The sequence below is a fragment of the Pseudomonas sp. C9 genome (assembly GCF_002000165.1).
Taxonomy (GTDB): Bacteria; Pseudomonadota; Gammaproteobacteria; order Pseudomonadales; family Pseudomonadaceae; genus Aquipseudomonas.
Map to the genome: position 1 here is coordinate 393835 of NZ_MPAK01000002.1, position 18551 is coordinate 412385.

Genomic DNA, 18551 nt, shown 5'->3' on the forward strand with positions numbered 1-18551 from the left:
GCGTCTGCACGTTTGATTGCTGTTTTTAGGCAGGCGCCGAGTCGAATGGCTCGATAGTTTTTCGAGGAAAGTGGTTAGCGAAGCCGGTAAAAGGCTTTTCGCTTCGTTGTTCATGCGCGTGGTTTGTGCAATGAGCCAATCATTTTCTGCTTCACTCAAGGCTCGGCCGAGGGCTGGCCGCCCGGATCATAGGGGAATGGCGTAATGGCGACGGTAGACCGCTGGCTGCTGCCAGATGGCATCGAAGAAGTACTGCCACCAGAAGCGGCGCGCATTGAAGTAGCGCGTCGTCAGGTGTTGGATCTGTTCCAGAGCTGGGGTTACGAGTTTGTCGTGACTCCCCATATCGAGTACCTGGAATCCCTGCTGACCGGCGCGGGCTCGGACCTCGATCTGCGTACCTTCAAGGTCATCGACCCGCAATCGGGCCGGCAGATGGGTTTCCGTGCCGACATCACGCCGCAAGTGGCACGCATTGATGCGCATACCTTGCGTCGTGAAGGCCCGAGCCGTCTGTGCTACGCCGGTAGCGTGCTGCATGCTCAGCCTCGCGCCTTGTCGTCCTCTCGCAGCCCGATTCAGTTGGGTGCCGAGTTGTATGGTGATGGCAGCCCGAGCAGCGATGTGGAAGTCATCAGTCTGATGCTGGCTATGCTGCAACTGGCCGACGTGCCGGATGTGCACATGGACCTCGGTCATGTCGGTATCTACCGTGGCCTGGCCCGCGCCGCCGGTTTGTCCGGTGAAGTCGAGCAGCAGTTGTTCGATGCGTTGCAACGCAAGGCCATCGATGAGGTCATTACCTTGACCGAAGGCCTGCCTGCCGATTTGTCGGGCATGCTGCGTGCACTGGTTGATTTGTGTGGCGGCCGTGAAGTGTTGAGCGCTGCCCGCGAGCGTCTGGCGCATGCGCCGGCTCCAGTTCTGGCTGCTCTGGACGACCTGCTGGCGATTGCCGAGCGTCTGTCTGTGCGTTTCCCGGAACTGCCGCTGTACTTCGACCTGGGCGAGTTGCGCGGTTATCACTACCACACCGGTGTGGTGTTCGCGGTATTTGTACCGGGTGTTGGCCAGTCCATTGCCCAGGGCGGTCGTTACGACGACATCGGCGCCGACTTCGGTCGCGCTCGTCCGGCAACTGGCTTCTCTACTGATTTGAAAACCCTGGTGACCCTGGGGCGTGCTGAAATCGAGCTACCGTCTGGCGGTATCTGGATGCCTGACAGTACGGATACGGCACTCTGGCAGCAGGTTTGTCAGTTGCGCAGTGAGGGTCAGCGTGTCGTTCAGGCGCTGCCTGGACAACCTTTGGCCGCCGCCCGTGAAGCGGACTGCGACCGGCAATTGATTCTGCAGAACGGGCTTTGGCAAGTATCGCCACTGGCCTCTTGAGTTTTCCCGCCGGCGCTGCCGGCACCAAGTTTGCGCGAATGAGGACAAGTGTTATGGGTAAGAATGTCGTAGTCCTGGGCACCCAATGGGGTGATGAGGGCAAAGGCAAGATCGTTGATCTGCTGACCGAACATGCTGCCGCCGTAGTGCGCTACCAAGGTGGCCACAACGCTGGTCACACCTTGGTGATCGACGGCGAGAAAACCGTCTTGCACCTGATCCCCTCGGGCGTGCTGCGCGAAGGCGTGCAGTGCCTGATCGGTAACGGCGTGGTGGTTGCACCCGACGCTCTGCTGCGGGAAATCATCAAGCTGGAAGAGAAAGGCGTGCCGGTGCGTGAGCGCCTGCGTATCAGCCCTTCCTGCCCGCTGATCCTGTCCTACCACGTAGCGCTGGACCAGGCCCGTGAAAAGGCCCGTGGCGAGCTGAAGATCGGCACCACCGGTCGCGGCATCGGCCCGGCATACGAAGACAAGGTGGCACGTCGCGGTCTGCGCATCGGTGACTTGTTCCACCGTGAGCGTTTCGCCGCCAAGCTGGGCGAGTTGCTGGATTACCACAACTTCGTACTGGTCAATTACTACAAAGAGCCGGCCATCGACTTCCAGAAGACGCTGGACGAGTGCATGGAATACGCCGAGCTGCTCAAGCCGATGATGCTCGACGTCACCGCTGAGCTGCACGAACTGCGCCGTGCTGGCAAAGACATCATGTTCGAAGGCGCCCAAGGCTCCCTGCTGGACATCGACCACGGTACCTACCCGTACGTCACCAGCTCCAACACCACCGCAGGTGGCATCGCCACCGGTTCGGGTTTTGGTCCGATGTACCTGGATTACATCCTGGGCATCACCAAGGCCTACACCACTCGCGTGGGTTCGGGTCCGTTCCCGACTGAGCTGTTCGACGACGTGGGTGCTTTCCTGGCCAAGCGTGGTCACGAGTTCGGCGCGACTACCGGCCGTGCCCGTCGTTGCGGCTGGTTCGACGCCGTCATCCTGCGTCGCGCTATCGACGTCAACAGCATCTCGGGCCTGTGCCTGACCAAGCTGGACGTGCTGGACGGTCTGGAAACCATCAACATCTGCGTTGGCTACAAGAACCAGGATGGTGCAGTGATCGACGCACCGACTGACGCCGACAGCTACATCGGCCTGGAGCCGGTGTACGAAGAGATGCCGGGCTGGACCGAATCCACCGTCGGTGCCAAGACGCTGGAAGAGCTGCCGCAAGCCGCTCGTAACTACATCAAGCGCGTTGAAGAGTTGGTCGGTGCACCGATTGACATTATTTCGACGGGCCCGGACCGCAACGAAACCATCGTTCTGCGTCATCCGTTTGCTTGATAAGTCATTGAAGTGAAACACAAAGGGTCCTTAATAGGACCCTTTGTCGTTTCTGCCTGTGGGACGGCATGACCTTTGCTGTGATGTTGATTAAAAGCATCGCTTCCAGCGCGCCATCAATTTAATGGCGCCAAAGCAGAGGGATTATAAGTGTCAGCCGTTCTCTCACTGTTACAAAGCCGTTTGTTGCGGCCCGTGTTCGTTACCCTTGGTATCGCCCTTTTGGTGCAAGTGCTGGTGGCTGTTGCCCTGACCCGGAGCACAGTGACCGCGCTGGAAGCCGATTTGGGTGTGCGTCTGGGGGCCGACAGTCAAAAACTTTCTGGCGAGCTCGAGCAGGCGGGGCGTGAAGTCACGTCGAGCCTCGACAGCCTCTCGACCAGCACACGTCAGCGGCTCACGGCCGGTTTGTCCTCGCGTTTGGAGGAGGAGCAGGCGCAGTTGCGCGCGACGCTGGAAAAGGATCTGAAGGACTCCGCCAATGACATGGCGCAGCTTCTGGCCTCGGTCGCTCCCCGCGCAATGTGGGACAGCGACGTTCCAACCCTGTCTGAATTCGCCCGCCGGGCCCAGCGTAATCCCAATGTGTTGTTCGTGGTTTACGACGATGCAACGGGGCAGCACCTGACGCGCTACCTCAACCGTGAAAACCCGATCAACAAGGCCTTGCTGGAAAAGGGGCAGGGCGAGCGGGCGCTGGACAAGGTGCTGGATGCGGCGAAGAACGATCCTTCGGTTTACTACCTCGAAGCCTCGATCAATCCCAATGGCGTGGAAATCGGCAAGGTTGTGATGGGGGTTTCGACTGCCTCGGTGGAAACCGACCTGGCAGCCCTGGACAAGCGCTTCTCGGCGTTGATTGCCAGCAGTGATCAACTGGTCGGCGACAGCCTCAAGGGCGCGGCCGCAGACAGTGCGGCGGCCATGCGTGCACGATTGCAGTCGGCTCAGTCCACCGCCTCCGAAATGAAAGCCAATACCACCAATACGGTGCAGGAAGCGGCAGCGACCTTGCGCTGGCGCATCGGCATGTTCCTGGCGCTGGTCGGTTGCGGTGTGCTGCTGTTACTGGCCGTGGTGCTCGGGCGTCGGGTGGTCAACCGCTTGAAGATGCTGATCAGTGCCATGGATGACTTGGCGGCGGGTGAGGGTGACCTGACCAAGCGTGTGCAGATCAACAGCAAAGATGAAATCGGTGACATGGCTTCGGCGGTCAATCGCTTTGTGGATAAGTTGCAGCCGATTGTGCGCGAGGCGGGTGATGTCGCTCAGCGTACCGGTGTGGAAATCGGCGCCATGACCCTGCGCAATGCCGGGGCTGACAAGGCGGCGGGTATGCAGCGCGATGAAGTGGCCGAGAGCCTGCGGGCGCTGTCGCAAATGGCTGATGAAGCCCAGTCTGAAAGTCACGCCATGCAGGCCGCTTTGCAGCAGGTGGTGGACATCCGCTCGGCCACTGATGAAAACACCCGGACCTCGGCGAAAGTCGGCAGCCTGATCGAGGCGCTGGCCGGGCAGGTCGACACCGGTGCGAAAGTCATCGAGCGGCTGGCGCAGCAGAGTGAACAGATTGAAGTGGTGTTGACGGTGATCCACGGGATCGCCGAGCAAACCAACTTGCTGGCACTGAACGCCGCCATCGAAGCGGCGCGTGCGGGCGAGACCGGTCGCGGGTTTGCTGTGGTGGCAGACGAAGTACGGGCGCTGGCAAGCAAAACGCAGAGCTCGACTGGCGACATTCAGGCGCACATCGTTGCCTTGCAGCAGGGGGCGCGTGAGGCGGTGGCTGCGATTGGCCAGGCGGGGCGTCAGGCCAGCGAAGGGTTGCTGGTGTTGCGCGACAGTGCGCGGTTGCAGCAGTCGGTGCAGGCGTCGGTCGAACAGGTGCATGCCGCGATTGGCCTGGCCACTCAGGCCGCGGCCCATCAGGCGCAAGGGGCGCAGGCCGTGCGTGGTCGAGTGGAAACCATTCATGCGCAGGCTGAGAAAGCGGCTCAAGCGGTGGTTGAAACCACGGCCAGTGGCAAAGTGCTGGATGGGCTGGCGGCGCAGTTGAAGGCGAGCCTGGGGCAGTTCAGGGCGTAATGGGTTGTCTGGGCTGACCCCATCGCGGGCAAGCCCGCTCCCACAGTGTCATCTGTTGTGCACAGCATGTGTGTTCTCAGAAGTACCTGTGGGAGTGGGCTTGCCCGCGATAACGATTTCAGCGGCTCAGATACATCCGGGTTGTTAATAGATAAACCGGCAATCCCGACACAACAATCAACAGCACCGCATAAGGCGCCGCTGCCGCAAACTCCACGTTCGCGGTATGCGCCCAAACCTCTGTCGCCAGGGTATTAAGCCCGGTCGGGCTGAGCAGCAGCGTCGCCGTCAGCTCCTTCATGGCGTCCAGAAACACCAGCGCAAATGCCGCGCCCAGCGCCGGGAAGATAATCGGCAAGGTCACCCGACAAAACGCACTGAAGGACGACGCTCCCAGCGTGCGGGCCGCTTCTTCCAGCTGCGGCGCCGCCTTGTTCAGTGCCGTGCGAATCGGCGCTTGAGCCAGTGGTAGAAACAGCAGCGCATAAGCGATCAGCAACAATGCCGACGTCTGGTATAACGCCGGCACATAGTGCAGGGCGAAATACACCAGCGTCAGCGCAATCACTAGTCCCGGCAGCGCATGCAGCAAGTATGGCAAGCGCTCGGCCCAGATTGCCAATTGCCCTTTATGGCGCACCACCAGCAGTCCGACCGGTACTGCCAGCATCAGGCACAGTGCGGCGCCACCGAGAGAGAGTGCCAGGGATGAGAGCAGGGCTTCGCCGATCGCCGCCACCGGGAATGCGGCCGATGAGCCGACCGCCAGCCAATACGCAAGCATTCCCAGCGGAATGCCACTGCCGATGATCGCCAGCGTCAAGCAATAAAGCTGTCCAGCACCTGCCCAGCGCCCCAGTCGGACCTGTTCCGCATGCCGCGCCGCGCCTTGACCGGTGCGCACGTGACGACCTTTGCCGCGCACTCGCAGTTCGAGCCACAGCAAGACCAGGCACAGCGCCAGCAATACGGCGGAGAGCATGGCGGCATTGGCATTGCTGAACTCCAGCTCGAATTGCTGATAAATCGCCGTGGTAAAGGTTTGCAGGCCAATGATTGAAAGGGCGCCGAACTCCACCAGCATGTGCAGCGCAATCAACAAGGCCCCCGCCAGCAGCGAGGGCCAGAGCAGTGGCAGGGTGATTCTGAAAAACACCCCCCAGCGATTCTGTCCCAGGGTTCGTGCGGACTCCTCCAGAGCGGGGTCGAGATTGCGCAAGGTCGCCGCCACCGGCAAAAATACCAGTGGATACTTGGACAGGGTCATCACCAGAATTGCCCCGCCCAGCCCCTCGAAGTGAGCGCTCAGCGAGACCCAGGTGAAGCTGCTGACAAACGCCGGCACGGCGAACGGCAAGCAGAGAATCACGCCCCACACTCGTCGCCCGCGCAGATTGCTGCGTTCCAGCAGCCAGGCCAGCGACAAACCGATCACGCTACATGACAGCGTCACGCCAGCCATCAGTGCCAGCGTATTGCGCAACAGTCCGAACACATAGGGCCGCCACAGCAAATGTAACGCCTCGGCCCAACCGGCTTGCCAGGCCTTGAGTCCCACGTACATCAGCGGCAGCAGGCTCAGCGCTACCAGCAGCAGAACCGGTAGCAGCAGCCAGATTGACGGCCGTTTGCGTCGTGGCACGTAGCCCTCGGAGTTGGGGCTGGATAACGATGCGCTCATCAGTTCAGGCCGACATCGCGTTCCAGGTCCAGCGCTTGTTCGGCGTTACCGAGATCGGCTGGCGTGACGTCGGGCGCTTGCAGTTCGCTGAAGGGCTTGAGGCCGCGATCCGATTCCATGCCTTTGTGCAGCGGGTATTCGGCGGTGGTCTGGGTGATCACGCGCTGACCTTCTTCGCTGGCCATATAAGCAAGGAGTTGCTGGGCTTCTTTGGGGTGTTTGCTGGATTTCAATACGGCAGCGCTGGAAACAGTGATCAGCCCGCCGACGTCGCCGCCGGTGAAGTAATACAGTTTCGAATCGAGCTGACCCTTCTCGCGTTGCAGCGCGAACCAGTAATAGTTATTCACTAACACGGTGGCGACTTCGCCATTCTCCACGGCCTTCAGGGCAACCATGTTGTTGCTGTAGGTCTTGCCAAATGCGCGCAGGCCGGTCAGCCATTCTTCGGCTGCATCCATGCCGTGCACTTTGATGATCGCGACGGCCTGTTCCTGAAAGGCGCCGCTGGTAGGCACGAAGCCGACTTTGCCTTGCCATTTCGGGTTGGAGAATTCCATTACCGACTTTGGCAGGTCCTTCTCTTCAATCAGCTTGGGGTTGTAGGCAACGACCCGGACTCTGGCCGTAATGCCGATCCAGGTGCCATTGCCGGCGACATATTCTTTGGGTAAAACCGCCAGCGTGGCGTCGTCGGCCTTGGCGAGCACGCCTTGCTCGCCCAGTTTGTTCAGCGGCGGCGATTCTTCGGTATAGATCACGTCGGCGGGGGAGCGATCGCCTTCTTCCATGATCTGGCTGGCGAGCTGGTTGCTGCTGCCTTTGCGCACATTGACGTGGATGCCGGTCTTGGCTTCGAACGCTTTGGCTATGGCGTCACCGACTTCCTTGTGTTGGCCGTTATAGAGTGTCAGGGAAACCGGGTCGGCAGCCTGGGTGAGAGGAGAGGCGAGTACCAGGCCGAGAAGCGTGAAGGTCAGGCCGCGGCGCAGGGTATTTTGAAACATCATTCGCAGGGTTCCTCACTGTCGCATTGCAAAATCTTGCAACAATGATAAACGATATTGTTTCTCAAGTGCGCCTTGCGGTGCTGGGAAGTGGCTGCTAGAGCGGCTGTCTCGGCACTTGTAGCAGCTGGCGAAGCCTGCGTTCGGCTGCGAAGCAGTCATGAAATCAGGCGATGCGGTGTGCCAGGAAGTCCGCGCGTTCAGGATTTACGCCTGCTTCGCAGCCGAACGCAGGCTTCGCCAGCTGCTACAGGTCGTGTATTTCTCGAGGGGGGGAGGTTTTCGGATGCCAGAAACGCAAAAACCCGCTTTCGCGGGTTTTTGTGAAATTCAAGGTGGAGACCTTGAATTTGAATTGGTGCCCAGAAGAAGACTCGAACTTCCACGACCTTGCGGTCACCAGCACCTGAAGCTGGCGTGTCTACCAATTTCACCATCTGGGCATTTATCGCAAGCGTTGCCGCTGTTGATGTGGCGCACTATACGGAGAGCGTTTTGATCTGTAAACCCCTGATTTAGATTTAATAAATCAAACGCTTAGAATGCAAAAACCCGCTTTCGCGGGTTTTTGTGTGAGCCTTGAAATTGAACTAATCTCAAGCTCGAAATTGGTGCCCAGAAGAAGACTCGAACTTCCACGACCTTGCGGTCACCAGCACCTGAAGCTGGCGTGTCTACCAATTTCACCATCTGGGCAGTATCGGCAGCGCGTCTGCGTCGTCGATGGCGCGCACTATACGGAGCGTCTTTTTAACTGTAAACCCCCGGAATCAAAAAAACCTGGAAAATTTCGCCAGTGGTCTTCAAATCAGCTTTGCAGTGTCGATAAAGGGCTTTAGATGGGCTGTCATAGCCTGAAATTTCCCGTTTCATTACGCCTATGCCAAACTAACCCGCATATAGACAAGGTGAAAACTCTCTAATGGCCGATTGGCAGTCCCTCGATCCCGAGGCCGCTCGTGAAGCGGAAAAATATGAAAACCCTATTCCTAGCCGTGAACTGATCCTTCAGCACCTCGCTGATCGAGGTTCGCCTGCTAACCGCGAGCAACTGGTCGAAGAGTTTGGTCTGACCACGGAAGACCAGATCGAAGCCCTGCGCCGCCGCCTGCGCGCCATGGAGCGCGATGCTCAACTCATCTATACCCGCCGTGGCACCTATGCGCCGGTGGACAAGCTCGACCTGATCCTGGGCCGCATCAGCGGTCACCGTGACGGCTTCGGCTTCCTGGTCCCGGACGACGGCAGTGACGACCTGTTCATGAGCCCGGCGCAAATGCGCCTGGTGTTCGATGGTGACCGTGCCCTGGCCCGTGTTTCCGGCCTCGACCGTCGCGGTCGCCGTGAAGGCATGATCGTCGAAGTGGTCTCCCGTGCTCACGAGAGCATCGTGGGTCGCTACTTCGAAGAAGGCGGTATCGGCTTCGTGGTTGCGGATAACCCGAAGATCCAGCAGGAAGTGCTGGTCACGCCGGGCCGCAATGCCAACGCCCAGGTTGGTCAGTTCGTTGAAGTGAAGATCACTCACTGGCCGACACCACGCTTCCAGCCGCAAGGCGACGTGGTCGAAGTCGTGGGCAATTACATGGCGCCGGGCATGGAAATCGATGTTGCCTTGCGCACCTACGATATTCCTCACGTCTGGCCCGAAGCGGTCTTGAAAGAAGCGGCCAAGCTCAAGCCGGAAGTCGAAGAGAAAGACAAAGAGAAGCGCATCGATCTGCGCCATCTGCCGTTTGTGACCATCGACGGTGAAGATGCGCGCGACTTCGATGACGCGGTTTACTGCGAATCCAAGCCGGGCAAGCTGCGCCTGTTCTCCGGCGGTTGGAAGTTGTACGTGGCGATTGCCGACGTTTCCAGCTATGTGAAACTCGGTTCGGCACTGGATGCAGAGGCTCAGGTTCGCGGTAACTCGGTGTATTTCCCCGAGCGCGTGATCCCGATGCTGCCAGAGCAACTGTCCAACGGCCTGTGCTCGCTGAACCCTCAAGTCGATCGTTTGGCCATGGTTTGCGAGATGACCATCTCCAAGTCCGGCGAAATGACCGACTACTGCTTCTACGAAGCGGTTATTCACTCCCATGCCCGTCTGACCTACAACAAGGTCAGCGCCATGCTCGAAACGCCGAAAGCCACCGAGGGGCGCAAGCTGCGCGGTGAGTACACCGACGTTGTGCCGCACCTCAAGCAGCTGTACTCGCTGTACAAGGTGTTGTTGGCGGCCCGTCATGTGCGTGGCGCGATCGATTTCGAAACGCAGGAAACCCGGATCATCTTCGGGACCGAGCGCAAGATTGCCGAAATCCGTCCAACCGTTCGCAACGATGCACACAAGCTGATTGAGGAATGCATGCTGGCGGCCAACGTGGCCACCGCCGAATTCCTGAAAAAGCACGAAATCCCGGCGCTGTACCGCGTCCACGATGGTCCGCCACCGGAGCGTCTGGAAAAACTGCGGGCCTTCCTTGGCGAACTCGGCCTGTCCCTGCACAAAGGCAAGGACGGCCCGTCGCCTAAGGATTACCAGGCATTGCTGGCAGGTATCAAGGATCGTCCGGATTTCCACCTGATCCAGACCGTCATGCTGCGTTCGTTGAGTCAGGCAGTGTATAGCGCGGATAACCAGGGCCACTTCGGCCTGAATTACGAAGCCTATACCCACTTCACCTCGCCGATCCGCCGCTACCCGGACTTGCTCACGCACCGGGCGATTCGCAGCGTTATCCATTCCAAGCAGGATACCCCGCACGTTCGCCGTGCTGGTGCGATGAGCATTCCGAAGGCGCGTATCTATCCGTACGACGAGGCGGCCCTCGAGCAACTCGGCGAGCAGTGCTCGATGAGCGAGCGCCGTGCGGACGAAGCCACTCGCGACGTGGTGAACTGGCTCAAGTGCGAGTTCATGAAGGACCGCGTTGGCGAGTCGTTCCCGGGTGTGATTACCGCCGTGACCGGTTTTGGCTTGTTCGTCGAGCTGACAGACATTTATGTCGAAGGCCTGGTGCACGTCACCGCGCTGCCGGGCGATTACTACCACTTCGATCCTGTGCATCACCGTCTGGCCGGTGAGCGTACCGGTCGCAGCTTCCGCCTCGGCGATACCGTTGAAGTGCGCGTGATGCGCGTTGACCTCGACGAACGCAAGATCGACTTCGAGATGGCTGAAAAAACCATCAGCGCGCCGATTGGCCGCAAGAAGCGTGGGGCTGAAACCACCGCTCCAGCTGCTAAAACCGCTGCAGAGCCGGCGCCGGCGAAAACCGGTCGTCGTCCTGCGAAGGAAAAGGCTGTCGAGGCTTATCGCCCGAGCGATGCGGCGGCAAAAAATGCCGAGCTGCGTAAAAGCCGTGAAATGAAACAGGCGTTGCTGTCTGAAGCGAAAAGCGGCGGTAAAGCGGCGTCTGGGGGAAAGACCGGACGGTCGGCGCCTGACAAGGCCCCCGGCGGCAAGCCAGCAAAACCAAGCAAACACCGTAAAGGCCCGCCAAAAGCGGGTTCGGCCCCGGCTGCCAAAAGTGGCGGGGCGCGTAAACCGAAGGCGAAGTCATGAGTCAGTTGGAAAAGATCTACGGCGTGCATGCGGTAGAAGCGTTGCTGCGTCACCACCCGAAACGCGTCAAGCAAATCTGGCTGGCTGAAGGTCGCAGTGATCCGCGTGTGCAAACGCTGATCGCGCTCGCTGCCGAAAACCGCGTAGCCGTCGGCAATGCCGAGCGCCGTGAGCTGGATGCCTGGGTTGAAGGCGTGCACCAAGGCGTGGTGGCGGACGTGAGTCCGAGCCAGGTCTGGGGTGAGGCGATGCTCGACGAGCTGCTGGATCGCACCGACGGAGCTCCGCTGTTGCTGGTGCTCGATGGTGTGACCGACCCGCACAACCTGGGTGCTTGCCTGCGTTCGGCCGATGCGGCCGGTGCGCTGGCGGTGATCGTGCCGAAGGACAAATCAGCGACGCTGACGCCGACGGTGCGAAAAGTGGCGTGTGGCGCGGCGGAAGTAATTCCGTTGGTCGCCGTGACCAACCTGGCGCGCACCCTGGAAAAACTCAAGCAGCGTGGCTTGTGGGTTGTCGGTACGGCGGGTGAAGCCGAGCAGAGTCTGTATCAGCAAGACATGACCGGCCCGACCATCCTGATCATGGGGGCTGAGGGCAGCGGCATGCGTCGCCTGACTCGCGATCTTTGCGATTACCTGGTGCACCTGCCGATGGCCGGCAGCGTCAGCAGCCTCAACGTTTCCGTGGCGACTGGCGTGTGCCTGTTCGAGGCTCAGCGTCAGCGTAGCGTCAAAGCTGCCGCAGCCGGCAAAAAGCCTTAAGTCGTACGCGATCCAAATGTGGGAGCGGGCTTGCTCGCGAAAGCGGTGTGTCATTCAGTAGAAATGTTGGATGTGATACCGCTTTCGCGAGCAAGCCCGCTCTCACATTGGTTCTTCGCTAAGCCAAAGATCGGTGGCGCGAACGAACTGTTCAAATAATCACCAATTGCCTTGCACCTCTTCTGTCCCTTCTCTACAATTGCGCCCCTTGCTGTGACGGCAGGCACGCATGTGTCTATCGCAGGCAAGTCCATAAGTGTCATTCACTCCTTGTCTGACCGCTTTTGAGCGGCAGGCTACAACCCGTAAGGAGCATTCATGCGTCATTACGAAATCATCTTTTTGGTCCACCCGGATCAAAGCGAGCAAGTCGGCGGCATGGTTGAGCGTTACACCAAGCTGATCGAAGAAGACGGCGGCAAAATCCACCGTCTGGAAGATTGGGGCCGTCGTCAACTGGCCTACGCAATCAACAATGTTCACAAGGCTCACTACGTGATGCTGAACGTTGAGTGCACTGGCAAGGCCCTGGCCGAGCTGGAAGACAACTTCCGCTACAACGATGCAGTGATCCGTAACCTGGTCATCCGTCGCGAAGAAGCCGTTACCGGCCAATCCGAGATGCTCAAGGCTGAAGAAAACCGCAGTGAGCGCCGTGAGCGTCGCGACCGTCCTGAGCACTCCGACGCCGAAGGCGTTGATGGTGATGACAGCGACAACAGCGATAACGCTGACGAGTAATCCACGGACCTTTTAAGGAGCCTATCAAATGGCACGTTTCTTCCGTCGTCGTAAATTCTGCCGCTTCACCGCTGAAGACGTGAAAGAGATCGATTACAAAGATCTCAACACTCTGAAAGCTTATGTATCCGAGACCGGCAAAATCGTTCCAAGCCGCATCACCGGTACCAAAGCACGTTATCAGCGTCAGCTGGCCACCGCTATCAAGCGCGCCCGCTTCCTGGCCCTGCTGGCCTACACCGACAGCCACGGCCGCTGAGACCGGGCAGTCGACTCGTAGCAAAGGATTGAATGCATGCGCGCCATAGCTGAGTTCATCATGCGCGGCCGCATGCAGGCCACTCTCGTAGTGGCTGGATGCGTAACATTGCCGTTGTTGTATTGGTTGGGTGCTGCCGCAGGATGCCTTGTGCTTCTGCGGCGCGGATTGAAGGACGCCCTTGGCGTTCTTGCCCTGGGAATGCTGCCGGCGTTGATCTGGTGGCTTTACTCGGATGACCCTCGGGCACTTCTGGTGCTGTTGGGTTCTTCGAGCCTTGCGTTGGTTTTGCGCGCAAGCGAATCCTGGGACCGCGTGCTGCTGGTCAGCATAGCGATGGGAGTGGTGTTTTCGGTGGTGCTGGGGGCGACTTTTGGTCCCCAAATCGAGATGCTGGCGCAGGCGTTGATAAAAGTCATGCCGTCGCTACTCGGTGATGTCTACGAGAAGTTATCGGTAGACGAGCAAGCGCATTTTGCGTCCCTGATTGCACCGGTCCTGACCGGCCTGATTGCGGCATTGTTGCAAATCGTCAGTGTGCTGAGCCTGATTGTCGGGCGCTACTGGCAGGCGTTGTTGTACAACCCGGGTGGTTTTGGTCGCGAGTTTCGCGCCATCCGTTTCCCGTTTTTGCCGGCGATGTTGCTGCTGGCGTGCATGCTTCTGGGGCCGAACATCGGTCCACAGATGGCCATGTTAACGCCGTTGTGCAGCGTACCGCTGGTGTTCGCCGGGCTGGCCCTGATTCACGGGCTGGTGGCGCAAAAGCGACTGGCCAGGTTCTGGCTGGTGGGGTTGTACGTCACGCTGTTGCTGTTCATGCAGCTGATCTATCCGTTGCTGGTGGTCTTGGCCATCGTCGACAGCCTGATTGATTTTCGCGGTCGTTCGGCACCGAAAGATGCCGATAACGCGAACGGTGAAGGTTAAAAGTTAAGAGGATTTTCACATGCAACTGATCCTTCTGGAAAAAGTCACCAACCTGGGCAACCTGGGTGACAAAGTGAACGTTAAGGCTGGTTACGGTCGTAACTACCTGCTGCCTTACGGCAAAGCTACCGCTGCGACCCCAGCCAACCTGGCTGCGTTCGAAGAGCGTCGCGCTGAGCTGGAAAAAGCCGCAGCAGACCGTAAGACTTCGGCTGAAAACCGCGCCGCCCAACTGGCTGAGCTGGAAGTGACTATCACTGCCACCGCTGGTGACGAAGGCAAGCTGTTCGGTTCGATCGGCACCCACGACATCGCTGATGCACTGACCGCCTCTGGCGTTGAAGTTGCAAAAAGCGAAGTTCGTCTGCCGAACGGCACCATCCGCAACGTAGGCGAATTCGACGTAGCCGTGCACCTGCACGCCGAAGTTGAAGCCACCGTACGCGTTGTCGTGGTAGCAGCTTAAGCAACACTTGATCGGCTGGCGGCTTGTCCGTCAGACGGTTAACATCGGGCACGATCCTGTTTACAGGTCGTGCCCTTTGTCTTTCTGCAATCCCTGCTTTTCACATATCAAATTCAAGTGGCCATGAACGATATCTCCGCACCCGAGCAATACGATCTGCAAACCGCTTCCCTGAAGGTGCCGCCGCACTCCATCGAGGCCGAACAGGCCGTGCTCGGTGGTTTGATGCTGGACAACAACGCCTGGGAACGCGTGCTCGATCAAGTGTCGGACGGCGATTTCTATCGACATGACCACCGCCTGATCTTCCGTGCGATCGCCAAGCTCGCCGACCAGAACTCGCCGATCGACGTCGTGACCCTTGCCGAGCAATTGGACAAGGAAGGTCAGACGTCGCAAGTCGGTGGCCTCGGCTACCTGGGTGAGCTGGCAAAAAACACGCCGTCCGTCGCCAACATCAAGGCTTACGCACAGATCGTTCGCGCTCGGGCGACCTTGCGACAATTGATCGGTATCGCTACCGAAATTGCCGACAGCGCGTTCAACCCGGAAGGCCGTACGGCTGAAGAAATTCTCGACGAAGCCGAACGGCAGATCTTCCAGATCGCCGAGGCCCGGCCAAAAACCGGCGGCCCGGTGAGCGTGAATGACCTGCTGACCAAGGCCATCGACCGCATCGATACGCTGTTCAACACCGACAACGCCATCACCGGCCTATCCACTGGCTACACCGACCTCGACGAGAAAACCAGCGGCCTGCAGCCGTCCGACCTGATCATCGTCGCCGGCCGTCCGTCCATGGGTAAAACCACCTTTGCGATGAACCTGGTGGAAAACGCCGTGTTGCGCAGCGACAAGTGCGTACTGGTTTACTCGCTGGAAATGCCAGGTGAATCGCTGATCATGCGTATGTTGTCGTCCCTGGGTCGTATCGACCAGACCAAGGTCCGCGCCGGTCGCCTGGACGACGACGATTGGCCGCGCCTGACCTCGGCGGTCAACCTGCTCAACGATCGCAAGCTGTTCATCGACGATACGGCCGGTATCAGCCCATCGGAGATGCGTGCGCGGACTCGTCGATTGGTGCGTGAGCACGGCGACGTCGCCCTGATCATGATCGACTACCTGCAATTGATGCAGATTCCAGGTTCCGGCGGTGACAACCGGACCAACGAAATTTCTGAAATCTCGCGTTCCTTGAAAGCCCTGGCCAAGGAATTCAACTGCCCGGTAGTGGCGCTGTCCCAGCTCAACCGTTCCCTGGAACAACGACCGAACAAACGCCCGATCAACTCCGACCTCCGGGAATCCGGAGCGATCGAGCAGGATGCTGACGTGATCATGTTCGTGTACCGGGATGAGGTGTATCACCCGGAAACCGAGCACAAGGGCATCGCCGAGATCATCATCGGCAAGCAGCGGAACGGTCCGATCGGTACGTCACGACTGGCGTTCATCGGTAAGTACACCCGCTTCGAAAACCTGGCACCAGGCAGCTACAACTTCGACGACGAGTAAGTTGTGTAGCGCCTTAGGGGGCCTCTTCGCGGGCAAGCCCGCTCCCACAAGGACATTGAATTCCCTGTGGGAGCGGGCTTGCCCGCGATGGCGTCGCCACAATTTCCGACCATAGCCGTCGGAATTGGTTATTTTTTGTGCTATATTCCGCGCCCGCGATTTTTCATCTCAACACCGGTCATCGTCATGCAAACAGCCAAGCCGTTATTTGACTATCCCAAGTACTGGGCCGAATGCTTCGGTCCAGCGCCATTCCTGCCGATGAGCAGGGAGGAGATGGATCAGCTTGGCTGGGATTCCTGCGACATCATCATCGTCACCGGTGATGCGTACGTTGACCATCCGTCGTTCGGCATGGCGATTATCGGCCGGCTGCTGGAGTCGCAAGGCTTCCGCGTCGGGATCATTGCCCAGCCGGACTGGCAGTCCAAAGACGACTTCATGAAACTCGGCGAGCCGAACCTGTTCTTCGGTGTCGCGGCCGGCAACATGGACTCGATGATCAACCGCTACACCGCCGACAAGAAAATCCGTTCCGATGACGCCTACACCCCTGGCGGCATGGCGGGCAAACGTCCGGACCGCGCCAGCCTGGTTTACAGCCAGCGCTGCAAGGAAGCCTACAAAAACGTGCCGATCGTGCTCGGTGGCATCGAAGCTTCCCTGCGCCGCATCGCTCACTACGATTACTGGCAGGACCGGGTTCGCAACTCGATCCTGATCGACGCCTGCGCCGATATCCTGCTTTACGGCAACGCCGAGCGTGCCATCGTCGAAGTCGCCCAGCGTCTGTCCTACGGTCACAAAATCGAAGACATCACCGATGTGCGCGGTACCGCGTTCATCCGTCGCGATACGCCGAAAGACTGGTACGAAGTCGACTCCACGCGCATCGACCGTCCGGGCAAAATCGACAAGATCATCAACCCTTACGTGAACACCCAGGACACCCAAGCCTGCGCGATCGAGCAGGAAAAAGGTCCGGTTGAAGATCCGAGCGAAGCCAAGGTCGTGCAGATCCTCGCCAGCCCGAAAATGACTCGCGACAAGACCGTTATCCGGCTGCCGTCGGTTGAAAAAGTCCGTGGCGACGCGGTTCTTTATGCTCACGCCAACCGTGTGCTTCACCTGGAAACCAACCCGGGCAACGCCCGTGCGCTGGTGCAGAAGCACGGCGAAGTCGATGTCTGGTTCAACCCGCCGCCGATTCCGATGACCACCGAAGAAATGGACTACGTGTTCGGCATGCCTTATGCGCGCATTCCGCACCCGGCGTATGGCAAGGAAAAGATCCCGGCCTACGACATGATCCGTTTCTCGGTGAACATCATGCGTGGCTGCTTCGGCGGCTGCACCTTCTGCTCGATCACCGAGCACGAAGGCCGGATCATCCAGAATCGCTCCGAAGAGTCGATCATTCGCGAAATCGAAGAGATCCGCGACAAGGTGCCGGGTTTCACCGGCGTCATTTCTGACCTCGGCGGCCCGACCGCGAACATGTACCGCATTGCCTGCAAGAGCCCGGAAATCGAATCCGCGTGCCGCAAGCCGTCGTGCGTGTTCCCTGGCATCTGCCCGAACCTGAACACCGACCACTCGTCGCTGATCCAGTTGTATCGCAGCGCCCGTGCCTTGCCGGGTGTGAAGAAGATTCTGATCGCTTCCGGCCTGCGTTATGACCTCGCGGTCGAGTCGCCGGAATACGTCAAGGAGCTGGTGACTCACCACGTAGGTGGTTACCTGAAGATCGCCCCGGAACACACCGAGGAAGGTCCGCTCAACCAGATGATGAAACCGGGCATCGGCAGCTATGACAAGTTCAAGCGCATGTTCGAGAAGTACTCCAAGGAAGCCGGGAAAGAGCAGTACCTGATTCCGTACTTCATCGCCGCCCACCCGGGCACCACCGATGAAGACATGATGAACCTGGCACTGTGGCTCAAGGGCAACGGCTTCCGTGCCGACCAGGTGCAGGCGTTCTACCCGTCGCCGATGGCTACTGCCACCGCGATGTACCACTCGGGCAAGAACCCGCTGCGCAAGGTCACCTACAAGTCTGACGCGGTTACCATCGTCAAGAGCGAAGAGCAGCGTCGTCTGCACAAGGCGTTCTTGCGTTATCACGACCCGAAAGGCTGGCCGATGCTGCGTGAAGCGCTGACCCGTATGGGCCGCGCCGATCTGATTGGACCGGGCAAGAACCAGTTGATCCCGCTGCACCAGCCGTCGACCGACAGCTACCAGAGCGCCCGTCGCAAAAACTCGACACCGGCCGGTAGCCACAAGGTTGCAGGTGAAAAGACTACCAAGATCCTCACCCAGCACACCGGTCTGCCACCACGTGCCAGCGATGGCGCTAACCCGTGGGACAAGCGTGAACAGGCCAAGGCTGCGGCGTTCGCCCGCAACCAGCAGGCGGCCAAGGAGCGCAAGGACGCAGCCAAAGGCAAAGGTCCTAAACCCGCCCGCAAGCCAGTCGTACCGCGCTAAGTCGCGCTTGAACTGAACAGAACGCCAACCTTCGGGTTGGCGTTTTGCATTCCAGGTTTGAAGGTTTTCTGGAGCTACTGGCCCCTTCGCGGGCAAGTCGAATCGTCGCACCGCCGCTCCCACAGGGATCGCATACCCGTCAGATAACGCGGTCAAATGTGGGAGCGGGCTTGCCCGCGAAGAGTCAGGGACTGGCAAGGCAAACTCTGGCTGAAGGTTCCGCTCGCAACATTTGCGTGCAACTGCGCCCAACCAAATTCCCGCATCGCCCGATTTTGGTGCTGTACTGCCTCAAGCAAATGGAGAAAGCGCCAGCGTT

At 59.3% G+C, this 18551-nt stretch carries 13 protein-coding genes and 2 tRNA genes; 11 read left to right on the plus strand and 4 right to left on the minus strand.

Annotated features, from left to right (window positions below; translation table 11 throughout):
- Positions 1-204 precede the first annotated feature (204 nt).
- The 3 genes from BMS17_RS28690 to BMS17_RS28700 all read left to right on the plus strand — a co-directional run bounded on the left by BMS17_RS28690 (position 205) and on the right by BMS17_RS28700 (position 4823).
- Positions 205-1392 carry an ATP phosphoribosyltransferase regulatory subunit gene (locus tag BMS17_RS28690; RefSeq protein WP_046028409.1) on the plus strand — a complete coding sequence of 396 codons (1188 nt, stop codon included), beginning with the start codon at positions 205-207 and terminating at the stop codon, positions 1390-1392.
- Between the two features lie 53 nt (positions 1393-1445).
- Positions 1446-2738, plus strand: coding sequence for an adenylosuccinate synthase (locus BMS17_RS28695; RefSeq protein ID WP_010464193.1), 1293 nt, complete (start codon positions 1446-1448; stop codon positions 2736-2738).
- A 150-nt stretch (positions 2739-2888) separates the two neighbouring features.
- On the plus strand, positions 2889-4823 hold the full coding sequence (locus tag BMS17_RS28700; protein ID WP_077432373.1) for a methyl-accepting chemotaxis protein: 1935 nt from the start codon (positions 2889-2891) through the stop codon (positions 4821-4823).
- Between the two features lie 118 nt (positions 4824-4941).
- Here BMS17_RS28700 and BMS17_RS28705 read toward each other — a convergent pair whose 3' ends face one another.
- The 4 genes from BMS17_RS28705 to BMS17_RS28720 all read right to left on the minus strand — a co-directional run bounded on the left by BMS17_RS28705 (position 4942) and on the right by BMS17_RS28720 (position 8207).
- Complete coding sequence (locus BMS17_RS28705) at positions 4942-6504, minus strand: iron ABC transporter permease (RefSeq protein ID WP_046028413.1); 1563 nt, start codon at positions 6502-6504, stop codon at positions 4942-4944.
- Positions 6504-7514, minus strand: a complete 1011-nt coding sequence (locus BMS17_RS28710; protein ID WP_046028415.1) for an extracellular solute-binding protein — start codon at positions 7512-7514, stop codon at positions 6504-6506. The genes BMS17_RS28705 and BMS17_RS28710 overlap by 1 nt, the downstream gene beginning before the upstream one ends.
- A gap of 353 nt (positions 7515-7867) precedes the next feature.
- Positions 7868-7954 (minus strand) — tRNA-Leu (locus BMS17_RS28715).
- A 166-nt stretch (positions 7955-8120) separates the two neighbouring features.
- Positions 8121-8207 (minus strand) — tRNA-Leu (locus tag BMS17_RS28720).
- 226 nt (positions 8208-8433) lie between these two features.
- Here BMS17_RS28720 and rnr point away from each other — a divergent pair.
- The 8 genes from rnr (at position 8434) to BMS17_RS28765 (ending at position 18232) form a co-directional block, all read left to right on the plus strand.
- Complete coding sequence (gene rnr / locus BMS17_RS28725) at positions 8434-11064, plus strand: ribonuclease R (RefSeq protein WP_046028417.1); 2631 nt, start codon at positions 8434-8436, stop codon at positions 11062-11064.
- Positions 11061-11828: a 23S rRNA (guanosine(2251)-2'-O)-methyltransferase RlmB gene (gene rlmB, locus BMS17_RS28730; protein ID WP_046028418.1), complete on the plus strand. Its 768-nt coding sequence runs from the start codon at positions 11061-11063 to the stop codon at positions 11826-11828. Before rnr ends, rlmB begins: the two co-directional genes overlap by 4 nt.
- A gap of 318 nt (positions 11829-12146) precedes the next feature.
- Entirely contained in the window at positions 12147-12569 is a 423-nt protein-coding gene (rpsF, locus tag BMS17_RS28740; RefSeq protein WP_008035342.1) for a 30S ribosomal protein S6, read from the plus strand.
- A 28-nt stretch (positions 12570-12597) separates the two neighbouring features.
- Positions 12598-12828, plus strand: coding sequence for a 30S ribosomal protein S18 (gene rpsR, locus BMS17_RS28745; protein WP_002551829.1), 231 nt, complete (start codon positions 12598-12600; stop codon positions 12826-12828).
- Positions 12829-12864: 36 nt separating this feature from the next.
- Positions 12865-13758 carry a hypothetical protein gene (locus BMS17_RS28750; RefSeq protein WP_077432375.1) on the plus strand — a complete coding sequence of 298 codons (894 nt, stop codon included), beginning with the start codon at positions 12865-12867 and terminating at the stop codon, positions 13756-13758.
- Positions 13759-13777: 19 nt separating this feature from the next.
- Entirely contained in the window at positions 13778-14224 is a 447-nt protein-coding gene (gene rplI / locus BMS17_RS28755; RefSeq protein ID WP_046028423.1) for a 50S ribosomal protein L9, read from the plus strand.
- Positions 14225-14347: 123 nt separating this feature from the next.
- A complete protein-coding gene (gene dnaB, locus BMS17_RS28760) occupies positions 14348-15742 on the plus strand; it encodes a replicative DNA helicase (RefSeq protein ID WP_007947521.1) in 1395 nt (464 codons plus the stop codon).
- Positions 15743-15928: 186 nt separating this feature from the next.
- Complete coding sequence (locus BMS17_RS28765) at positions 15929-18232, plus strand: YgiQ family radical SAM protein (RefSeq protein WP_046028449.1); 2304 nt, start codon at positions 15929-15931, stop codon at positions 18230-18232.
- Positions 18233-18551: the final 319 nt, after the last annotated feature.